At 59.3% G+C, this 17811-nt stretch carries 17 protein-coding genes and 1 tRNA gene; 5 read left to right on the forward strand and 13 right to left on the reverse strand.

The genetic code is table 11. The features are described 5' to 3' along the window. The first annotated feature begins 8 nt into the window (after nt 1-8). The gene (locus FAZ30_RS02570; protein ID WP_124642225.1) at nt 9-404 is read left to right on the forward strand and encodes a VOC family protein; all 396 of its coding nucleotides are present in this window, start codon (nt 9-11) and stop codon (nt 402-404) included. A 22-nt stretch (nt 405-426) separates the two neighbouring features. On the opposite strand, the gene FAZ30_RS02575 is transcribed toward FAZ30_RS02570, so the two are convergent. From FAZ30_RS02575 to FAZ30_RS02585, 3 genes are all read right to left on the reverse strand, one after another. Beyond that, nucleotides 427-1086 (reverse strand): amino acid ABC transporter permease, encoded by a 660-nt coding sequence (locus FAZ30_RS02575; protein WP_124642223.1) that lies wholly within the window; start codon nt 1084-1086, stop codon nt 427-429. A gap of 113 nt (nt 1087-1199) precedes the next feature. Further along, the gene (locus tag FAZ30_RS02580; RefSeq protein WP_124642221.1) at nt 1200-1982 is read right to left on the reverse strand and encodes a transporter substrate-binding domain-containing protein; all 783 of its coding nucleotides are present in this window, start codon (nt 1980-1982) and stop codon (nt 1200-1202) included. Between the two features lie 106 nt (nt 1983-2088). After that, nucleotides 2089-2859 (reverse strand): sulfite exporter TauE/SafE family protein, encoded by a 771-nt coding sequence (locus FAZ30_RS02585; protein ID WP_124642219.1) that lies wholly within the window; start codon nt 2857-2859, stop codon nt 2089-2091. Nucleotides 2860-3172: 313 nt separating this feature from the next. Here FAZ30_RS02585 and FAZ30_RS02590 point away from each other — a divergent pair, with 313 nt between their 5' ends. Beyond that, nucleotides 3173-4858 (forward strand): DUF945 family protein, encoded by a 1686-nt coding sequence (locus FAZ30_RS02590; RefSeq protein WP_137008610.1) that lies wholly within the window; start codon nt 3173-3175, stop codon nt 4856-4858. A 148-nt stretch (nt 4859-5006) separates the two neighbouring features. Here FAZ30_RS02590 and FAZ30_RS02595 read toward each other — a convergent pair whose 3' ends face one another. From FAZ30_RS02595 to FAZ30_RS02635, 9 genes are all read right to left on the reverse strand, one after another. Continuing rightward, nucleotides 5007-5999, reverse strand: coding sequence for a YveK family protein (locus FAZ30_RS02595; protein ID WP_137008611.1), 993 nt, complete (start codon nt 5997-5999; stop codon nt 5007-5009). Between the two features lie 273 nt (nt 6000-6272). Further along, a complete protein-coding gene (gene ychF, locus FAZ30_RS02600) occupies nt 6273-7364 on the reverse strand; it encodes a redox-regulated ATPase YchF (RefSeq protein ID WP_124642213.1) in 1092 nt (363 codons plus the stop codon). A 59-nt stretch (nt 7365-7423) separates the two neighbouring features. Then, nucleotides 7424-8008 (reverse strand): aminoacyl-tRNA hydrolase, encoded by a 585-nt coding sequence (pth, locus tag FAZ30_RS02605; RefSeq protein WP_199730975.1) that lies wholly within the window; start codon nt 8006-8008, stop codon nt 7424-7426. Nucleotides 8009-8082: 74 nt separating this feature from the next. Further along, the gene (locus tag FAZ30_RS02610) at nt 8083-8643 is read right to left on the reverse strand and encodes a 50S ribosomal protein L25/general stress protein Ctc (RefSeq protein WP_124642209.1); all 561 of its coding nucleotides are present in this window, start codon (nt 8641-8643) and stop codon (nt 8083-8085) included. A gap of 60 nt (nt 8644-8703) precedes the next feature. Then, a complete protein-coding gene (locus FAZ30_RS02615; protein ID WP_124642207.1) occupies nt 8704-9687 on the reverse strand; it encodes a ribose-phosphate pyrophosphokinase in 984 nt (327 codons plus the stop codon). A gap of 88 nt (nt 9688-9775) precedes the next feature. Continuing rightward, nucleotides 9776-9850: transfer RNA gene (locus tag FAZ30_RS02620), tRNA-Gln, on the reverse strand. An 8-nt stretch (nt 9851-9858) separates the two neighbouring features. Beyond that, nucleotides 9859-10710, reverse strand: a complete 852-nt coding sequence (ispE, locus tag FAZ30_RS02625; RefSeq protein WP_137008612.1) for a 4-(cytidine 5'-diphospho)-2-C-methyl-D-erythritol kinase — start codon at nt 10708-10710, stop codon at nt 9859-9861. A 43-nt stretch (nt 10711-10753) separates the two neighbouring features. Next, nucleotides 10754-11305 (reverse strand): lipoprotein insertase outer membrane protein LolB, encoded by a 552-nt coding sequence (gene lolB / locus FAZ30_RS02630; protein ID WP_137008613.1) that lies wholly within the window; start codon nt 11303-11305, stop codon nt 10754-10756. Then, nucleotides 11302-13056, reverse strand: a complete 1755-nt coding sequence (locus FAZ30_RS02635) for a tetratricopeptide repeat protein (RefSeq protein ID WP_246043394.1) — start codon at nt 13054-13056, stop codon at nt 11302-11304. Before FAZ30_RS02635 ends, lolB begins: the two co-directional genes overlap by 4 nt. A gap of 87 nt (nt 13057-13143) precedes the next feature. Between FAZ30_RS02635 and mutM the strand changes: the two genes are divergently transcribed. Together mutM and FAZ30_RS02645 are read left to right on the forward strand one after the other, a co-directional pair. Beyond that, nucleotides 13144-13959 carry a bifunctional DNA-formamidopyrimidine glycosylase/DNA-(apurinic or apyrimidinic site) lyase gene (gene mutM / locus FAZ30_RS02640; protein ID WP_137008618.1) on the forward strand — a complete coding sequence of 272 codons (816 nt, stop codon included), beginning with the start codon at nt 13144-13146 and terminating at the stop codon, nt 13957-13959. A 42-nt stretch (nt 13960-14001) separates the two neighbouring features. Next, complete coding sequence (locus FAZ30_RS02645; protein ID WP_137008620.1) at nt 14002-14832, forward strand: lysophospholipid acyltransferase family protein; 831 nt, start codon at nt 14002-14004, stop codon at nt 14830-14832. On the opposite strand, the gene FAZ30_RS02650 is transcribed toward FAZ30_RS02645, so the two are convergent. Beyond that, on the reverse strand, nt 14759-15580 hold the full coding sequence (locus FAZ30_RS02650) for a symmetrical bis(5'-nucleosyl)-tetraphosphatase (protein ID WP_124642196.1): 822 nt from the start codon (nt 15578-15580) through the stop codon (nt 14759-14761). The two genes, FAZ30_RS02645 and FAZ30_RS02650, sit on opposite strands and share 74 nt — an antisense overlap. A gap of 157 nt (nt 15581-15737) precedes the next feature. Here FAZ30_RS02650 and FAZ30_RS02655 point away from each other — a divergent pair, with 157 nt between their 5' ends. Beyond that, a complete protein-coding gene (locus tag FAZ30_RS02655) occupies nt 15738-17753 on the forward strand; it encodes a UvrD-helicase domain-containing protein (RefSeq protein WP_124642195.1) in 2016 nt (671 codons plus the stop codon). The last annotated feature ends 58 nt before the right edge of the window (nt 17754-17811 follow it).

Here is a 17811-nt window from a genome sequence, read left to right on the forward strand (position 1 = left end):
GAGCTTTCATGATTGCCGCGATTGACCACATTGTGCTGACCACCGCCCACCTGGATGAGTGCATCGCTTTTTATTGCGATGCGCTGGGCATGACGCTGGAGCGCTTCATCGGTGGTACGCCGCCAGTAGAACGGCTGGCACTGCGCTTTGGCCGGCAAAAGATCAATATCCACGTGCGGGGCAAGGAGTTCGAGCCCAAGGCTCACCTGCCCACGCCCGGCTCGCTTGATCTGTGCTTTGTTGCCGAGCTGCCGCTGACCGAGGTCATCCAGCAGCTGCAAGCTAGGCAGATTGCCATTGTCGAAGGCCCGGTGCAGCGTACCGGTGCCACGGGCAAGATCAACTCGGTCTATGTTCGCGACCCCGATCACAATCTGATCGAAATTTCCGAATACCTGTCCTAGCTCGGCCCTTACGGGCAGTGGCTCAACGCTGGTGCGCCAGCTCCAGCTTGCGCTCCACCCGCTTCTGCAGGCGCTCGAAGCTGGCACTCATCATCCAGTACAACGCAGCCGCGCCCAGGTAGAGCGGCAAGGGCTGGAAAGTCTGGGCAATCACTTCCTTGGTGGCCAGCATCAGCTCGGTGACGGTAATCACCGATACCAGCGAGGTGTCCTTGATCAGGCTGATCAGGGAGTTGGACAGGCTGGGCACCGACAGGCGCAGCGCTTGCGGCGCCACGATGTAGCGCATGGTCTGCCACCAGCTCAGGCCCAGCGACAGGCCGGCATCCCACTGGCCACGCTCCACCCCGGCAATACCGCCGCGCAGGCTTTCCGACAAATAAGCCGCCACATTCAGCGTCAGCGCCAGCACGCCGGCAGGCACCGGCTCCAGTTCGATGCCGATGCCAGGCAAGCCATAATAAATCACGAAAATCTGCACCAGCAGCGGCGTGCCGCGCATGGCGCTGACGTAAAAAGCCACCAGCTGCGACAGCACCGGCACCTTGCCCACCCGCAGCAAGGCCACGACAAAGCCCAGCAGCAAACCCAGCACCATGGCCACCACCGCAAACATCAGCGTATACAGCGCGCCCTTGAGCATCACCGGCAAGGCGGCCTCGATCAGTCCTGCCCATTCCATGCATTCATCCCCGTTCAGAAACACCTGCGCCCCTGACCGGCAGGGGCGCAGCAATCAGCACATTCTAATGGTACTGACGGTAAAACACGATGCCCGCAAAGGGCCAGACCAGCTTACTTGGCAGCGGTCGGTGCCTTGGACACGTCGATACCAAACCACTTGGCCGAAATCTTCTTGAAGCTGCCGTCGGCCTTCATGTCATTCAGCGCCTTGTCCACCGCCTGCTTGAACTTGGGGTTGTTCTTGGCAAACGGAATGCCCATGGTGGTGATGTCACCCACCGGATGGCCTGCCTTCAAGGGCAGCTTGGCTTGCTTGATGGCAAAAGGAATCAGCAGGCTGTCGTTGAGTGCAGCGTCGATACGGCCGGTAGCCAGGTCCTGCAGGTTTTCCGGAGCCGACGGATACACCTTCACCTCGATGCCATTCACCGCCTTGACCATGTCGGCATAGTTGCTGCCCTGGCCCACGCCTACCTTCTTGCCTTTCAGATCATCCAGCGACTTGAACACGCGGCTCTCGTTCTTGCGCACGATCAGCTGGGCGCTGGAATAGGTATAAGGCTGGGAAAAATCGAAGGTTTCCTTGCGCTTGTCGGTAATGCCCACCTGGTTTACCACCACGTCAAACTTGCCAGCTTGCAGGCCGGCCAAGAGGCCACTCCACTCGCCCGTGGTGAACTCCGGCTTTACCTTCAGGCGCTTGGCCACTTCGGCAGCCACTTCCACGTCAAAGCCGGTGAGCTGTTGATTGGCATCCTTGAAGGTGAAGGGCGGATAAGTCCCTTCCACGGCGATTTTCAGCGTACCGCGCTGTTTGACGGTGTCGAGCAGGTCAGCAGCCATGGCGTGGCCAGCACAGGCGGCGATAAGGGTAGCCAGCAGAATCTTTTTCATATCAAAATAACCCTGAGTTATTTTAAACAAACAATTTAATCAAAGACGGAATATATCAATACTCGCGCCGGCAAGCCAGCAACTTCTGCATCAGCATACTCCAGCCTCAGCGCACAAACAGCCACACGGTCAGCAAGCTGCCCACCACCACCACAAAACCGCGCAACTGACGCTCCGGCAGGCGGTGCATCAGCCAGCCGCCGACCACCCCACCGGCAATACCACCTGCGCCCAGCGCCAGCACCGCCGACCAGTTGATCAGCGGCGAAAAGGCAAAGATCGCCACGGCCGAGGCATTCATGGTCATGGCCAATGCATTCTTGGTGGCCGTGGCCATCCGCACCTGCTGGCCGGCAATGGTCAGCGCTGCCAGCATCAGAAAACCAATGCCACCACCAAAATACCCCCCATACACGGCAATCGCCCCCTGAATCAGCAACAGCAAGGGCGTAGGCAGATGACGTGGCGCGGCATCCGCCCCCGCCACCGGTTTGCGGCGAAAGCTGCCCCAGGCAAACACCAAGGTGGCAAACAATACCAGCCAGGGCACCAGCCGGGTAAAGATGCTCACCGGCGTCGACAGCAATAGCATCGCGCCCAGCACGCCGCCAATCAGGCTAACCACAAACAGCTGCCGAAACGGCACCGGCCCGACTCCGCCCACCAGCTTGCGCCCGGCCAGCGCCGAGGTGATCTGGCTGGGAAACAGCGCGATGGTGCTGCTCATATTGGCCGCCAGCGGATTCAGCCCGGCCAGCAGCAAGGCGGGAAAGGTAATGAAAGAACCGCCACCAGCCAGTGCATTCTGAATACCTGCATACAAGCCTGCAGCGGCAATCAGCGCCAGCAGGGGGAGTGGCAGGGACAAGGTAGACATAAACAGCTCCGCAGGAAATCGGCGACACGCCAGCCGCCATTCTGCCTTGGATACCAAAGAAAAACACTCGGGTTTCCCCGCGCGGGCAACCACTGGGAGCGCAGCATACCAAAAGCAGCTAACAACATAGCGTGGCATCCCTGGGGCGAGGCGCGCCGACGCAGACAGTAGCAGTAGTACGGCAAGCAGGCGCAACGCAACAGCAGGTTTTTTGTTAGCGGCCCCGAGCAGACTGGCCGCCAGCCAGCGGCCCTGTTAGGCTGTCGGCATAAGCCGACAAGGCCGCCAGCATCCACTGCTGCAGGGAGACAACATGAAGCTGATCAAAGGAGCCGCCGCCATCCTGGCGCTGGCCGTAGCAGGATGGTGCGGCATTGCCCCGGGCATTGTCGGCATGCGTACCGAAGACAAGATGCGCAGCGACTTTGCCGCGCTGGGCAACAGCAGCGCCGGGTCATTGCTCAGCCTGCAGCAGTTTGACCGCGGCTGGTTCAGTTCCAGTGCCCGCGCCCAGCTGAAATTGCCGCTGGGCGGCCAGCAGCAAGTGTTCCAGCTCGACTACCACATCAACCAGTTTCCCCTGCCCTTCGTGCGCTGGTCGCGCACCGATACCACCATCACCCCGCTGGATGCCCAGGGCCAGGCCGGCCAGCCACTGCCGCTGCAGCTTTACACCATCCGCGCCACCGATGGCAGCAGCACCAGCCACCTTTCCGGGCAGGACATCACCCTGGGCGGCCCGGCCGGCTCGCTGACCTTCAGCATCAACGGCACCACCCGCACCCAACAGGGCCAGCCCATCAGCTACGACCTGACCCTGCCCAGCATCAACTACCGTGCCGCCGCCTCGACGGCTGGCGGCATCACCCTGAGCATGGCCAATCTCAAGCTCAATGGCAGCCTGGCTGCATTCAGCACACTGGATGAGCCATGGGCCTCGCAACTGACACAGCAATTCGACAGCACCAGCCTGCAGAGCGACAGCATGCCACTGGCCCAGCTTGGCCCCGCCCATCTGGATATTGCCGTACAGGACAAGGCCGGCAATGTCGATGTCAGCTATCGCACCCACCTGTCCAGCCTCAAGCTGACACCGCCTGGACTACCGCCCATCCAGCAGGACAATATCGATGCCGATTTCAGCTACAACAATCTGCACAAACAGACGCTGACCGCCTGGCAAACCGAAGCGCTGGCATTGAACAACCGCGCCGACCTGCGCGCCAACCCGGCCGCCATGCATCAGGCATCAATGGCACTGGTCTACAAATACATGGGCGGCTTCCTGGCCCAATCACCCAATTTCAAGCTGGACCGCCTGTCCTTCCACATGCCGCAGGGCAGCTTCAAGGCCAATTTCGCCATCAGTTTCGATGGCTCGGGGGTCAAACCGGCCGACATCACCCAGGCGTGGCTGGCAACACAAGGGCCGCGTCGTAGCACCCTGCAAGCCGGCATGACTGTAGAACGCAGCCTGCTCGACGGTCTGCTACCCCGTAGCGGTGGCCCGGGACAAACCGCCCAGGCACGGGCCAGTGCCGATGCCATGCTTGCGCAATGGCAAGCACAGGGGCTGATCAAGGACGATGGCAAATTCATCAGCAGCAGCCTGCAGATCGACAGCAGCGGCATCAAGGCCAATGGCCAGCCACTGAGCCTGCCTGCAGCCATGGCCGGCATGAGCGGAGCGCCGGCCCAAGCCGCTCCCGCCACGCCCATCACACAGGCCCCAGCAGCCACACCCGCCCCGGCAGCCGCTCCAACCATTGCGCCGGCCCCGCCGCTGGCACCGCCTCCCGGCCAAACCGTCCACACCGCTCCGGCAGGCGCCAACATCAACCCTGCACCAGCCGAAGCCGCCGCACCAGCAACCACCAGCCAGGCCGCACCGGCCAAACCGGCCCCAGTCCACCATGCCCTGCCCGGCCCGCAGCGCGACCTCAGACACTGCCTGAGCCTGCCCAGCGACCGCGCCATCATGCGCTGCGCCGAGGGTTAAGCCAGCCTCACTCCGCACCAAGCAAAACGCCCCTGGGATTGACTATCCAGGGGCGTTTCACATGCGGCAGCGGCAAAACCTGCAGCCTAGCTGCCTGGCACGCTAACGTACCTCATGGCAGGCCACAAATATGCACGCTTGGCTGCACTCATTTCTCAAGACGACACCGCAACTCAGCCTGAAGTGTCGGCCACAGCTCACGTACCAAGCCAATCAGCAGCGCCAGAATCAGCCCGGCAAACACACTCATGATCAAATACTGTGACTTCTTGCCACTGGTGGCCGGCGAAGCCGCTTTGGCCAATGCAGCAATCTGTACGTCGTGCTCGACCTGAGGACGAATCAGCATGATGCGCTTTTGCAGCACATCGATAAGAACTGTATCAAAGTAATAATTGCGTAGCAGCTTCCATTGCTCGGGACTGAAATGCTTGGCCGACGTGGTTTGACCATTGTCATTCGGCAGGGATGGCAACTCGACAGTGGAGGCCTGGGCACCATCGCCTTGTGCATAGACAAACTGTACATCGTGCCAAGCCATCGCTTGCAACTGTCGCCGTGTTGATTCATCCAGAGTAGCCAAGCCTCCCGGGATCAACTGTGCTAGCTGCACCTGATTACGCTCCTGCTCAGCCTGAACCATTGCCAACTGCCCGCGCATTTGCGACCACTGCCGGGAGAATGGCGTCAGTCCCTGCTCCAGCACCAACTCCTTGCCAACACGTACGGCAGTATTAGCCAAGCGCACAGCCTTAGCCGCATCGGGAGATTCCGCCTTGATTTCGAGGCTGCCATCCTTACCCACGGTAGCATTAACCGTACCGATATCTTTTGCTGGCTCTAGCTGCTTTGCAACACGCTTCATCACCTCATCTCCTTGCAGAGTAGATGCAATTAATGCGGTAGACGTTGGCCCATTATTAGCTACCCCACTCGGAGTAATCAGCATGATTGCAGAGGCTTGAAAGCGCTCAGGCAAGCGCGACATGACAAGTATTACCAGCAAAGCACCACACAAGGGGAGCGCTACCAGGATTTTCCAATATTTTCGGCAAAACAATATGACATCAACTAACCCAATTTCTACTTCATCTTGATTTGATTTCAAAGAAAACCCCTCAAATATGATTAAATAATTCAACGCCGATAATGCACAATAATGCCGAAATCTTTTACATTTTCCAGCAGAAATAATACGTCAAACAACGTGAGTAGCACTAAATTATTCGTCGGCAATATCTATCTAGCAAACATCGCAGACTACTCTCTGTACCACAAAATTAATTCACCCAAATTATTCATTAAGCATGAGCCGACATATCCAGTACCTGTAATGAATTTAAAACAGCCCGTAGACACAAAGTCCACGGGCTGCTAGTCGAACTGAATAAAATCAGATGGCCGCTTTTGCTGGTCAGACGTTGAACAGGAAGTTCATCACGTCACCATCCTGCACCACGTACTCCTTGCCTTCCGAGCGCATCTTGCCAGCTTCCTTGGCCTTGGCTTCGCCACCCAAGGTGATGAAGTCGTTGTAGGCAATGGTCTGGGCGCGGATGAAGCCACGTTCGAAGTCGGTGTGGATCACACCGGCGGCCTGCGGGGCGGTGTCGCCCACGTGGATGGTCCAGGCGCGTACTTCCTTCACCCCGGCGGTAAAGTAGGTTTGCAGGCCCAGCAGCGTGTAGCCGGCACGGATCAGGCGGTCCAGACCTGGCTCTTCCAGGCCCATTTCGGCCAGGAATTCAGCTTTGTCAGCGTCTTCCAGATCGGCAATTTCGCTTTCGATGGCGGCACACAGTGCCACCACCGGCGCGCCTTCGCGCTCGCCCAGTGCCTGCAGCTTGTCCAGGTAGGCATTGTTCTTGAAGCCGTCTTCAGACACGTTGGCTACATACATAGCCGGCTTGATGGTGAGCAGGCACAAGGGTTTGATGATGGTGACTTCTTCATCGGACAGCTTGAGCGAGCGCACCGGCAGGCCCTGGTCCAGATGCGGCATCAGTTTTTCCAGCACGGCGATCAGCGCGCGCGCGTCCTTGTCGCCGGACTTGGCTTTCTTGCCTTCGCGCTGCATGGCTTTTTCGACCGAGGACAGGTCGGCCAGGGCCAGTTCGGTGCCGATGGTTTCGATGTCGGCAATCGGATCGACCTTGCCGGCCACGTGCACGATATTGTCGTCGTCAAAACAGCGCACTACGTTGACGATGGCGTCGGTTTCGCGGATGTTGGCCAGGAACTGGTTGCCCAGGCCTTCGCCCTTGGACGCGCCCGCTACCAGGCCGGCGATGTCGACGAATTCGACGATGGCCGGCTGGATTTTTTGCGGGTTGATGATCTTGGCCAGTTCAGCCAGACGCGGATCCGGCACTTCCACGATGCCCACGTTCGGCTCGATGGTGCAGAAGGGATAGTTGGCGGCTTCGATGCCGGCCTTGGTCAGCGCATTAAACAGGGTGGACTTGCCAACATTGGGCAGGCCAACAATACCGCACTTCAGACTCATGTCAGCATTCCTTGAAATCGGTTCACAATCAGGCGGGCCGTTTGCGCCGGCCCGGTTCATTACTTGGCTGCAGTATGCAGCTCTTTCATGGCCATCGCCATATTGCCGGCAATGGCCAGCGGCAGATAATTCAGTGATTTGAGCACAGCGTCATCAATGGCGCCTTGCTCTTCTGCGCGCGGCTTTTTCAGCACGAAATTGGCTACTTCATTGCGGTCGCCCGGATGGCCGATGCCCAGGCGCAGGCGCCAGAAAGCCGGCGAACTCAACCGTGCGGCGATGTCTTTCAGGCCGTTGTGGCCGCCATGGCCGCCGCCCTGCTTGAGACGGGCCGTGCCCGGTGGCAAGTCCAGCTCGTCATGCACCACCAGGATCTGGTCGGGCAGAATCTTGTAAAAATGTGCCAGCGCCAGCACGGCCTGACCGGACAGGTTCATGAAGGTCAGCGGCTTGAGCAGCCAGATATCCTGGCCTTCGATCTGGACGCGGGCAATATCACCGTGGAACTTGCCCTCGGTACGCCAGTTGCCCTTGTATTTCCAGCACAGCTCGTCCAACAGCCAGAAGCCGGCATTGTGACGGGTCTTTTCGTAATCCGGGCCGGGATTGCCCAGACCGACAATCATGCGAATGGCAGACATGATCGAGAATTCCAATAAAAAGGCTCGCTGCGGGCGGGTAGCCTCACAACGAGCCCTTGTCAAACAAGCACTAATGCTTAGGCGTTGGCCAGAGCAATGGCTGCGTCTTCGCCACGAACCAGGGCGGCGATTTCAACACCGGCCGGCAGTTTCAGGTCGGACAGGTGTACAGCTTCGCCTACCTTGATGGCAGACAGGTCAACGTCAATGAACTTCGGCAGGTCGCCCGGCAGTGCGCGAACTTCCACTTCATTGATGATGTGGCTGATCTTGGCGCCTTGCAGCTTAACGGCGTCCGACTGGTCGGCGTTAATGAAGTGCAGTTGAATCTTTACGTGTACTTTTTGGCTCAGGTCAACACGTTGGAAATCAATGTGCATCACTTGCTGTTTGTACGGGTGGTTCTGGAAGTCACGCAGGATGACAGCTTGCTTCTGGCCGTCGATAACCAGATCCAGAATCGCAGAGTGGAAAGCTTCTTCCTTCAGTGCGTAGAATACGGTGTTGTGGTCCAGAACGATGGACTCAGCAGCACCATTGCCGTATACCACGGCCGGCAGTTTGCCAGCGTGACGCAGGCGGCGGCTCGCACCAGTACCCATCTCTTCGCGCTTGGCGGCGATCAATTCATAAGCCATGTAAAGCTCCAGTATTTCAAGTTAAAGGCACCAGCCCCGCCGCGACCAGCGGGCCTGATGTTACGGCAGGCAGGCGCCCGACGAAACCAGTTCCTCATTGAAGAGGTAGGACACCGATTCCTCGTTGTTGATGCGTCGCAGCGTCTCGGCCAGCAGGCCGGCGATGCTGGCAACCCGGATGTTCGGGCAGGCCAGGGCCTGTGCAGTCAACGGAATGGTGTCAGTGACAACGACCATGTCGATGTCGGAATTCTTGATGCGATCCACGGCCTGGCCGGAGAAAATCGCATGGGTCGCATAAGCCAGTACACGCTGGGCACCGCGCTCTTTCAGAGCGGAAGCGGCCTTGCACAGGGTATTGGCGGTGTCGATCATGTCATCCACGATCAGACAGGTACGGCCGGATACATCACCGATGATGTTCATCACCTCGGCCACATTGGCCTTGGGACGACGCTTGTCGATGATGGCGAGGTCAGTATTCAGTGCCTTGGCCATGGCACGGGCACGTACCACACCACCCACGTCCGGGCTGACCACGATCAGATCGTCAATGCGCTGGGCACGGATGTCTTTCAGCAGCACCGGGGTAGCGTAGACGTTGTCCACCGGGATGTCGAAGAAACCCTGGATCTGGTCCGCGTGCAGATCGACGGTGAGTACACGGTCGATACCGGCGCTGGTCAGCATGTTGGCGACCAGCTTGGCGGAGATCGGTACGCGCGCCGAGCGCGGACGACGGTCCTGACGGGCGTAGCCAAAATAAGGAATGGCTGCGGTAATCCGGCCGGCAGAAGCACGCTTCAGCGCGTCAGCCATGGTCAGGATTTCCATCAGATTGTCATTGGTGGGGGCACAGGTGGACTGCAGGATGAACACGTCGCGACCACGGACATTCTCCAGCAGTTCAACGGCGACTTCGCCATCGCTGAACTTGCCGACATCGGCGCGGCCGAGGGAGATATCCAGATGCTTGACCACGTTTTGAGCGAGTTCCGGGTTAGCGGTCCCGGTAAATACCATCAAACTGTCGTATGACGCCATGATTCCATTTGCCTTAGCAGGATAAAGAAAAAGCGTGTAAGGGATTCTTACACGCTTTTTTCATGCTCTCTCTATTGAGAGAAAGTCTTGGCTGGGGAGGTAGGGATCGAACCTACGAATGCCGGAATCAAAATCCGGTGCCTTACCACTTGGCGACTCCCCAATAAACTTTCATTCAATGTCCAGCAAGGGGTGGCTATTCAGCCCTTTTGCAACAAATCCCTTATATTTTACGGACATTGCCTGATAAACTTTATCGGCTTCTTCCTCTGACTGGCACTCCAGAAACACACATGCTCCTGAACCAGTCATCAGCGGCGAACCATATTTTTTCAACTCGCTCAGTACTTCATTCACCGCCGGGTACATCTCTGAAACAACTTGCTGCAGCGCGTTTCGTCGTTGCTGCGTTGTTTCGAGGATTCGCATTATGCTGATGGTGCCTTCCTCTGTCAACACCCTTCCGGCAAAATTCTGAAAGATTTTTGCTGTCGGCACATGAACACCGGGGTGAATGACCACGTACCACGCGGGTTTCAGATTGATTTCATTCAGTTTTTCGCCAATCCCGGTCGCCAGCGCATTTTTGCCAAAAATGAACACAGGAACGTCCGCTCCCAGCGACAAACCCAGCTCCATTAATTTTTCACGTGAAAAATTTGTTTGCCACAGCCAGTTCAACGCCAATAAAACCGTAGCGGCGTCGGAACTGCCACCGCCCAAACCACCGCCCATGGGGATGCGCTTGGTCAAACGGATGGTAGCGCCAAGGCTGCAGCCGCTTGCTTGCTGCAACAAACGGGCCGCTCGTACCGTCAGGTCCTGCTCCGGTGCCACGCCATCAATCGGGTTGAGCAAGACAATCTGGCCATCGTCGCGCACGGCCAGCTCCACCGTGTCGCTGTAGTCGATGAAGCGGAATACCGTTTCCAGCAAATGATAACCATCGGCGCGTTTGCCGACGATGTGCAGCAGCAGGTTGAGTTTGGCCGGCGCGGGATAACTGTGAAATTGTGGGGACATGCGGGAATTCATCCGGAAATAAAACGGAAAAGACGATTAACAGCTAGCGCCAGTTTTGCGGCAACAAACGCAAGGTAAGTTTGTCGCGCTGCATTTCTACCCGTTTGGGATAGAGGCCGGGGGCATCGGCATCACTGACGAAGCGTATGGTCCAGCCCTGCTGGTCGAGGCTGCCATCGCTGGCAAACTGATAGGGAGCATCCGGTGCTGGCAGACCGCGTATCCACCACACCAGATTGCCCAGCGGCAAGGTCCAGCCCAGCACATCGTGGGTCAGGTCCTCGACATTGGAGGCCTGCCAGCTTTTGCCATCGACCAGCAAGGTGACACCGGTGCCATCACGCCGCAATTGCGCCACCGTGCTGCCCAGCGGGCTGTTTACCGATAACTGGTCGGCTTCCAGCTGGTGCGCCCAGTCAAACTGGCCGACCGAACCCTTGCCATCCATATTGATGGAAATGCGGCCGCTTACGGTAAAGGGGCGGTCCTGCGTGGCGGCACTGGCCGTACCAGCCGGGCGGAATACCGTTTCCGTGGCACAGCCCGCCAACAGCAGGCTGCCGGCCAGCAGGGCCAGAGCGAGCCGACTCTTCATGGCAGGCGGAAACGCTTGAGCGCATCCTGCAGCGCCTCATTGCCCGGATCGCGCACCAGGGCACGGTTCCACACTTTCAGGGCTTCCTGCTTGCGCCCCAGTTTCCACATCACCTCTCCCATATGGGCGGCGACTTCGCTGTCCTGCATCGCCGCGTAGGAGCGTTCCAGGTATTTCAGTGCGGCTTCGCTGCGGCCCAGCTTGAACAATACCCAGCCCATGCTGTCCAGGATCATTGGATTGTCCGGGTCGGCCTTGAGTGCTTTCTCGATATAGCCGAGTGCCTCTTGATGGCGGCTGCTGCGATTGGCCAGGGTATAGCCCAGGGCATTGAGCGCCTGCGGATCGTCCGGTTTTTCCTTGAGCAGGGCTTTGAGGTCGCGCTCGGCATCCCCCAGATTGCCCAACTGGTCGGCAACCAGTGCCCGGTCGTATAGCAGCTCGGGTGAGCGCGGCCAGCTTTCCAGCGCCTGAGTCAGAATGCGGTAGGACAGATCGTAACGCTTGGCATTGCGTGCCATTTCGGCCTGCTGCATGGCCACCTGCACTTTTTCCTGCTCGCCCTCACCCAGCGGTGCCAGCCGCTGCAGCGCTTGGTCCAGCTTGCCATCGGCAGCATCCAGTGCGGCCAGCCGGCCTTGTGCGGGCAGGTATTGCTGCCCCTTGCCCACGCTTTCATACCAGCGATATGCAGCGCTCTTGTCCTGGCGGTCTTCGGCAACCTGACCCAGGGTGAAGCGAATGAAGTCGGTTTCCGGGTGTTTCTGCTGCAGGGCGGCACTCAGGCGCTGGTCGGCAGCATCAAGGTCGCGCAATTGATAAGCCAGCAGACCGGTGGCGTAGAGCAGCTCCGGATTGTCAGGGTTTTGCTTGAGCAGGGCTTCGAAAGCGCTGCGTGCTTCGGCAAAGCGCTTGGCCCCCACCAGCAGGCGCGGATACGCCGTGCGCAGCTCCAGCCCGGCATCGGGGCGGCGCTGCAGCTCGTGCTGCAGGAAGTCGATGGCCTGGTCCAGCCTGATGCGGCGCAGCCGGTCGGTCTGCCAGGCTACGGGCAGGTCCCATTTGGGGGCGATCTGCGCCAGCCGGTCGAACTCGCGCTGGATGGTGGCATCATCATTGATCTCGGCCGCCACGGCGATGACGGCGAAACGGGCTTCCGGCAGGTCGGGATAGCGACTGGCCAGACGATTGACCATCGCTGATGCCGCCTGCTTGTCAGACTGGCGGGCCGTCAACCGCGCCAGTTGCACGAAGATGTCCGGTGCCCGCTGCGGCTCACGCTTGAGCAGGTCTTCGACCAGCGGCTCGCTTTCGGCCAGCTTGCCGGAACGCAACATGGTGATGAACAGCTGCTCGCGCGGGACTTGCGAACTGGGGTCCAGCTCCATCCACAAGGCTAGCGAATCGGATGCTTCTTTCAATTGACCGGCGAACAGGGAGAACTCGGCAGCGCGCTGAGCCAGCCGTGGGTCTTTGGTCTGGCGGGCCAGATCGAGATAGGTCACCGCAGACGAGCCGGCCGCGCCGCGCTGGGCGGCAATTTCGCTGGCCAGTACGCCATAGACGATTTGCGGGGTCAGTTCCTGCTTGGGCAGCTTGGCATTGTCATCGGCGCTGGCTGCCGGTTCGTCGTCAGCCGCTTCTGCATTGCTTTGGGCCGGCGCACTGGAGTGCAAGGGGGATTTCAAGGTGGTGCAGGCTGACAACAGCAGCACCAGCAACAAGGAAATAGGTCGATTCAGCGGTTTCATTCGCATGGAGTCTGTGCCGGTTGAACGCGTAGAATAGCACGCTCGGTTATTTGATCTAGTCAATCTTGTCCTGAAAGCAAAAGCAGCATGCCTGAATTGCCTGAAGTCGAAACGACCCGCCGTGGTGTGGCACCCTATCTTGACGGTGCCACGCTGCAAGGTGCCATCGTACGTGACGGTCGCCTGCGCTGGCCGGTGCCGCCACAACTGGATGCCATTCTTTCCGGTTTGACAGTACGCGCAGTCACGCGTCGTGCCAAGTACCTGATCATCCATTTCGATAGTGGTTCCCTGCTGATCCATCTGGGCATGTCCGGCAGCCTGCGCTATGTTCCGGCCACCACCCCGGTACAGAAGCATGATCATATCGACCTGAAGCTGGGCAGCCATGTGCTGCGCTATCGCGACCCGCGCCGCTTCGGCGCCATGCTGTGGCATGTGGGACCGCTGGAGTTTCATCCCCTGTTACAGGCACTGGGACCCGAGCCGCTGACAGACGACTTCAACGGTGATGTGCTGCACGCCACCATCAGCAAGCGCAGCGCGGCCATCAAGCTGGTCATCATGGATAATCACGTGGTGGTTGGCGTGGGCAATATCTACGCCAACGAGTCGCTGTTCCATGCCGGCATCCATCCCACCCGGGCCGCATGCGAGCTGAGCCGGGCCGACTGTCAGGCCCTGGCAACGGAAATCAAGCGGGTACTGGCGCTGGCAATCGAGGCCGGCGGCAGCACGCTGCGCGACTTCGTCAACACCGAGGGCAAGTCTGGCTACTTCCAGCAGGACTACTATGTTTACGACCGGCAGGAGCAAGCTTGTCGCATCTGCAGCAGCCCGATTCGTCAGATACGGCAAGGTCAAAGGAGTTCCTACTATTGTCCGCTGTGCCAGCCATGCTAGAGTGGCTGGTCATTCAACCCCGCACATGAAGCGCCGCGCACCTTGAAGTCTACCGCCACTACGTCTTACCTCACCCGTGCCAGCCGTTTGCTGCGCCTGGTCTGTCACATTGCCTTGGGCATTTTCATCGTTGCCACCCGCTATCCGCGCCTGGCCCAGGCCGAGCGCGCCGTCGTCACGCGCCGCTGGTCGGGTCATCTGCTGAAAATACTCGGTATCAGTGTGCGCGTTGAAGGTGTGAATCCGGGCTTTTACCCACCCAATACCCTGCTGGTGGCCAACCATGTGTCCTGGCTGGATATCTTCGTGCTGAGTAGCTGCACAGTGTCGCGCTTTGTCGCCAAGCGTGAAATCCGCTCTTGGCCGTTGATAGGCTGGGTGGTGAATGCTGGCGGTACGCTGTTTATCGACCGCAGCAATCGCCGCGATGCCAGCCGCGTCAACCAGTTGCTGGCCGATGCGCTGGGCAAGGGTAGTTGCATGGCGGTGTTTCCGGAGGCCACCACCTCGGAAGGCACCGGCATCCTGCCGTTCAAGGCCTCGCTGTTCGAAGCCGCCCTGCCCTCGCGCAGTACCGTGCAGCCGGTGTCGATGCGCTACCAGCTGCCCGATGGCAGCCTGACCACCGCCCCGGCCTACGCCGGTGATACCACCTTCTGGCAAAGCATCAAGCGGATACTGGCGCAGCCGGCCATGGAAGTTGCGCTGACTTACGGCCAGCCGCTGAAAGCGGGCGAAGGCGAGCTGACCACCCGCTTCGCCCTGTCGGAGCGCGCTTTCCGTGAAGTCAGCCTGGGCCTCAAGCTGCCACTTCCCGATATGCCGGACACGGCAGCGAAAAAGTCTGTCGATCCTCAAGCCGAAGTGCAGTAAGGCTGCCGCCCCACAAGCAGCCGCTGTCGATGGACAGGATGTCTTCGGTCACATGCAGGCCCAGTGCCGACCAGTGGCCGCAAATGATGGGCGTGTGGCTGCTGCGCCGGCCCTTGGCCTCGAACCAGGGAATCAGGTTGGCCGGCGCACCGTCCCGCTCGCCCTTGTAGGCCAGATCGATTTCCCCTTCCCGGGTGATGAAACGCATGCGCGTCATGGCATTGACGATGACGCGCAGCCGCTCGGCGCCTTTCAGGTCGTCAGCCCAGCGGGTGGGCTTGTTGCCATACAGCCGTGACAGGAAGTCGCGGTAGTAAGGGCCAGACAAGCCGTCCTCCACTTCTTCAGCCAAGCGCAATGCCTTGTCTATGCTCCACTCTGGCAACAGGCCGGCATGCACCATGGCATAGCCTTGCTCGGCAATCATCAGTGGCTGACAGCGCAGCCAGTCCAGCAATACCTTGCCGTCAGCCGCATTCAGGATGTCATCCACCGTATCACTGCGGTGCAGCTTGCCAAAGCCTTCGGACACCGCCAGCAGATGCAGGTCGTGATTACCCAGCACGATCTGCACCCGGTCTTGCTGCTGGAATACCCAGCGAAGCACCTGCAAGGATTCCGGACCTCGGTTGACCAGGTCACCAGTCAGCCACAGCGTATCCTTGCCGGGGTTGAATTCGATTTGTCGCAGCAGTTGCTGAAAGGGGCCGAAACAGCCCTGGATATCGCCAATTGCGTATGTCGCCATCTTCACCTCTGACAATGCGGCAGCTCGTGCCGGCCCGACCGCGGATAGTCTCATGATACCCCATGCTACAATGCACGGCCTTGGTTACCACGATGCTACGCCGCCCGGAAGCCGCTCTGGCTTTCTCGCGTCCAGCTTCACCGCCGGAACTCCGTCCATGTCCGCACCTCAGCTCAATCCGCCGCAGCGCGAAGCCATTCATCACCTTGACGGCCCCTTGCTGGTGCTGGCGGGGGCTGGGTCGGGCAAGACGCGCGTGATTACCTACAAGATCACCCACCTGATCCGTCACGGCAACATCCCCGCCCGCCATATCGCCGCCATCACCTTTACCAACAAGGCGGCACGCGAAATGCTGGAACGGGTGGGCAAGCTGCTCTCCACACAGGAAATCCGTGGCATTACCGTGTCCACTTTCCATTCGCTGGGCATGCAGATCCTGCGCCAGGAAGCGCCGCATCTCGGCTACAAACCGCAGTTTTCCATTCTGGATGCCTTCGATTCCGGCAAGATCATCGCCGACATCCTGAAAACCACGCACAAGGACGAAGTGCGCAAGGTACAAAGCCAGATTTCACTATGGAAGAACGACCTGAAAGGCCCGGACCAGATGCTGGTAGAAGCACAGGGCGAATGGGAAAGCATCTGCGCCCGCACTTATCTGGCCTATCAGGACACGCTGACTGCCTACCAGGCGGTGGATTTTGACGACCTCATCCGCCTGCCGGTGCAGCTGTTCAAGACCCACCCAGATGTCCTGCTCAAATGGCAGGGCAAGCTGCGCTATCTGCTGATCGACGAATATCAGGACACCAATACCTGCCAGTACCTGATGGTGAAGCTGCTGGCCGGGGTGCGCGGCCAATTCACTGCCGTGGGTGACGACGACCAGTCCATCTACGCCTGGCGCGGAGCCAATATGGAAAACCTGCGTCTGCTGCAGCAGGATTTCCCGCAGCTGAAAATCATCAAGCTGGAACAGAATTACCGCTCCACTGCCCGGATTCTACGTGCCGCCAACTCAGTCATTTCCAATAACCCCAAGCTGTTTGAAAAACAGCTGTGGAGCGAACTGGGCCTGGGCGAGCCGATTCATGTGGTGCAATGCAAGGACGAGGAGCACGAAGCGGAAATCGTGGTGCAGCGCCTGCTGGCCCACAAATTCGAATACCGCACCGAATTCAAGGACTACGCCATCCTGTACCGGGGCAACTATCAGGCGCGCATTTTCGAACAGGCCTTGCGTAACCAGCGCATCCCCTACCAGATGGCGGGTGGTCAGAGCTTTTTCGACAAGCCGGAAATCAAGGATGTGTTGTCCTATCTGCGCCTGATCACCAATCCGGACGACGACCCGGCCTTTATCCGCGCCGTGACCACTCCCAAACGCGGCGTAGGCACCGGCACTCTGGAGAAGCTGGGCGGCTGGGCCGGCCAGTGCAGCAAGAGCCTGTTTGCCAGCGCCTTCGAACCCGGCTTTCGCGTGCAGGTACAAACCGCGCAGCTGGAACCGCTCAGTCAGTTCTGCGACTTCATCAATCGTCTGCAATACCGTGCCACCCGCGAGCCGGCCGGCGAGCTGGCCATGGAACTGGTCAAGGCCATCAACTACGAAGCCTGGCTGTACGACAGCGAAGACAGCCCGCGCATTGCCGAAACCAAATGGAAAAACGTGCTGGAACTGGTTGCCTGGCTGGCACGCAAGGGGGAGGCCGACGGCAAGAACCTGATCGAACTGTCGCAGACCATTGCCCTCATCACCATGCTGGAAGGGCGTGACGAAGGAGAGGTCGACGCCATCAAGATGTCCACCCTGCACGCCTCCAAGGGCCTGGAATACCCGTATGTGTTCCTGGTAGGTACCGAGGAAGGCATTCTGCCGCATAGTGAATCAGTGGATAACGGCATGGTGGAAGAGGAAAGGCGGCTGATGTACGTGGGCATTACCCGTGCCCAGCGCATGCTCACCCTCACCTATTGCGTAAAGCGCCGCCGCGCCGGCGAGTGGCAGTTTGTCGAGCCATCGCGCTTTATTGCCGAGATCGATGGCGGCGATCTGCGCCACTTTGGCCGCCCAGGTGCCGAACCCATCGTCAGCAAAAGCGAAGGCAAGTCCAAGCTAGCCAGCCTCTCCGCCATGCTGGCCGAAAAAACCAAGCCAGCCGATAGCTGATTCCCCGGAGAAAGGCATAAAAAAACGCGCTGCAAGCAGCGCGTTTTTCGTTGGCAGA

This window comes from Aquitalea aquatilis (genome assembly GCF_005155025.1).
In the GTDB taxonomy this organism is placed as follows: Bacteria; Pseudomonadota; Gammaproteobacteria; order Burkholderiales; family Chromobacteriaceae; genus Aquitalea; species Aquitalea aquatilis.

What these genes read in the sequence shown, in the direction of transcription:
- FAZ30_RS02570 (WP_124642225.1), top strand. Translation starts at nt 9, where the DNA reads ATGATTGCCGCGATTGACCACATTGTGCTGACCACCGCCCACCTGGAT.
- FAZ30_RS02575 (WP_124642223.1), bottom strand. Translation starts at nt 1,086, where the DNA reads ATGGAATGGGCAGGACTGATCGAGGCCGCCTTGCCGGTGATGCTCAAG.
- FAZ30_RS02580 (WP_124642221.1), bottom strand. Translation starts at nt 1,982, where the DNA reads ATGAAAAAGATTCTGCTGGCTACCCTTATCGCCGCCTGTGCTGGCCAC.
- FAZ30_RS02585 (WP_124642219.1), bottom strand. Translation starts at nt 2,859, where the DNA reads ATGTCTACCTTGTCCCTGCCACTCCCCCTGCTGGCGCTGATTGCCGCT.
- FAZ30_RS02590 (WP_137008610.1), top strand. Translation starts at nt 3,173, where the DNA reads ATGAAGCTGATCAAAGGAGCCGCCGCCATCCTGGCGCTGGCCGTAGCA.
- ychF (WP_124642213.1), bottom strand. Translation starts at nt 7,364, where the DNA reads ATGAGTCTGAAGTGCGGTATTGTTGGCCTGCCCAATGTTGGCAAGTCC.
- FAZ30_RS02610 (WP_124642209.1), bottom strand. Translation starts at nt 8,643, where the DNA reads ATGGCTTATGAATTGATCGCCGCCAAGCGCGAAGAGATGGGTACTGGT.
- FAZ30_RS02615 (WP_124642207.1), bottom strand. Translation starts at nt 9,687, where the DNA reads ATGGCGTCATACGACAGTTTGATGGTATTTACCGGGACCGCTAACCCG.
- ispE (WP_137008612.1), bottom strand. Translation starts at nt 10,710, where the DNA reads ATGTCCCCACAATTTCACAGTTATCCCGCGCCGGCCAAACTCAACCTG.
- lolB (WP_137008613.1), bottom strand. Translation starts at nt 11,305, where the DNA reads ATGAAGAGTCGGCTCGCTCTGGCCCTGCTGGCCGGCAGCCTGCTGTTG.
- FAZ30_RS02635 (WP_246043394.1), bottom strand. Translation starts at nt 13,056, where the DNA reads ATGAAACCGCTGAATCGACCTATTTCCTTGTTGCTGGTGCTGCTGTTG.
- mutM (WP_137008618.1), top strand. Translation starts at nt 13,144, where the DNA reads ATGCCTGAATTGCCTGAAGTCGAAACGACCCGCCGTGGTGTGGCACCC.
- FAZ30_RS02650 (WP_124642196.1), bottom strand. Translation starts at nt 15,580, where the DNA reads ATGGCGACATACGCAATTGGCGATATCCAGGGCTGTTTCGGCCCCTTT.
- FAZ30_RS02655 (WP_124642195.1), top strand. Translation starts at nt 15,738, where the DNA reads ATGTCCGCACCTCAGCTCAATCCGCCGCAGCGCGAAGCCATTCATCAC.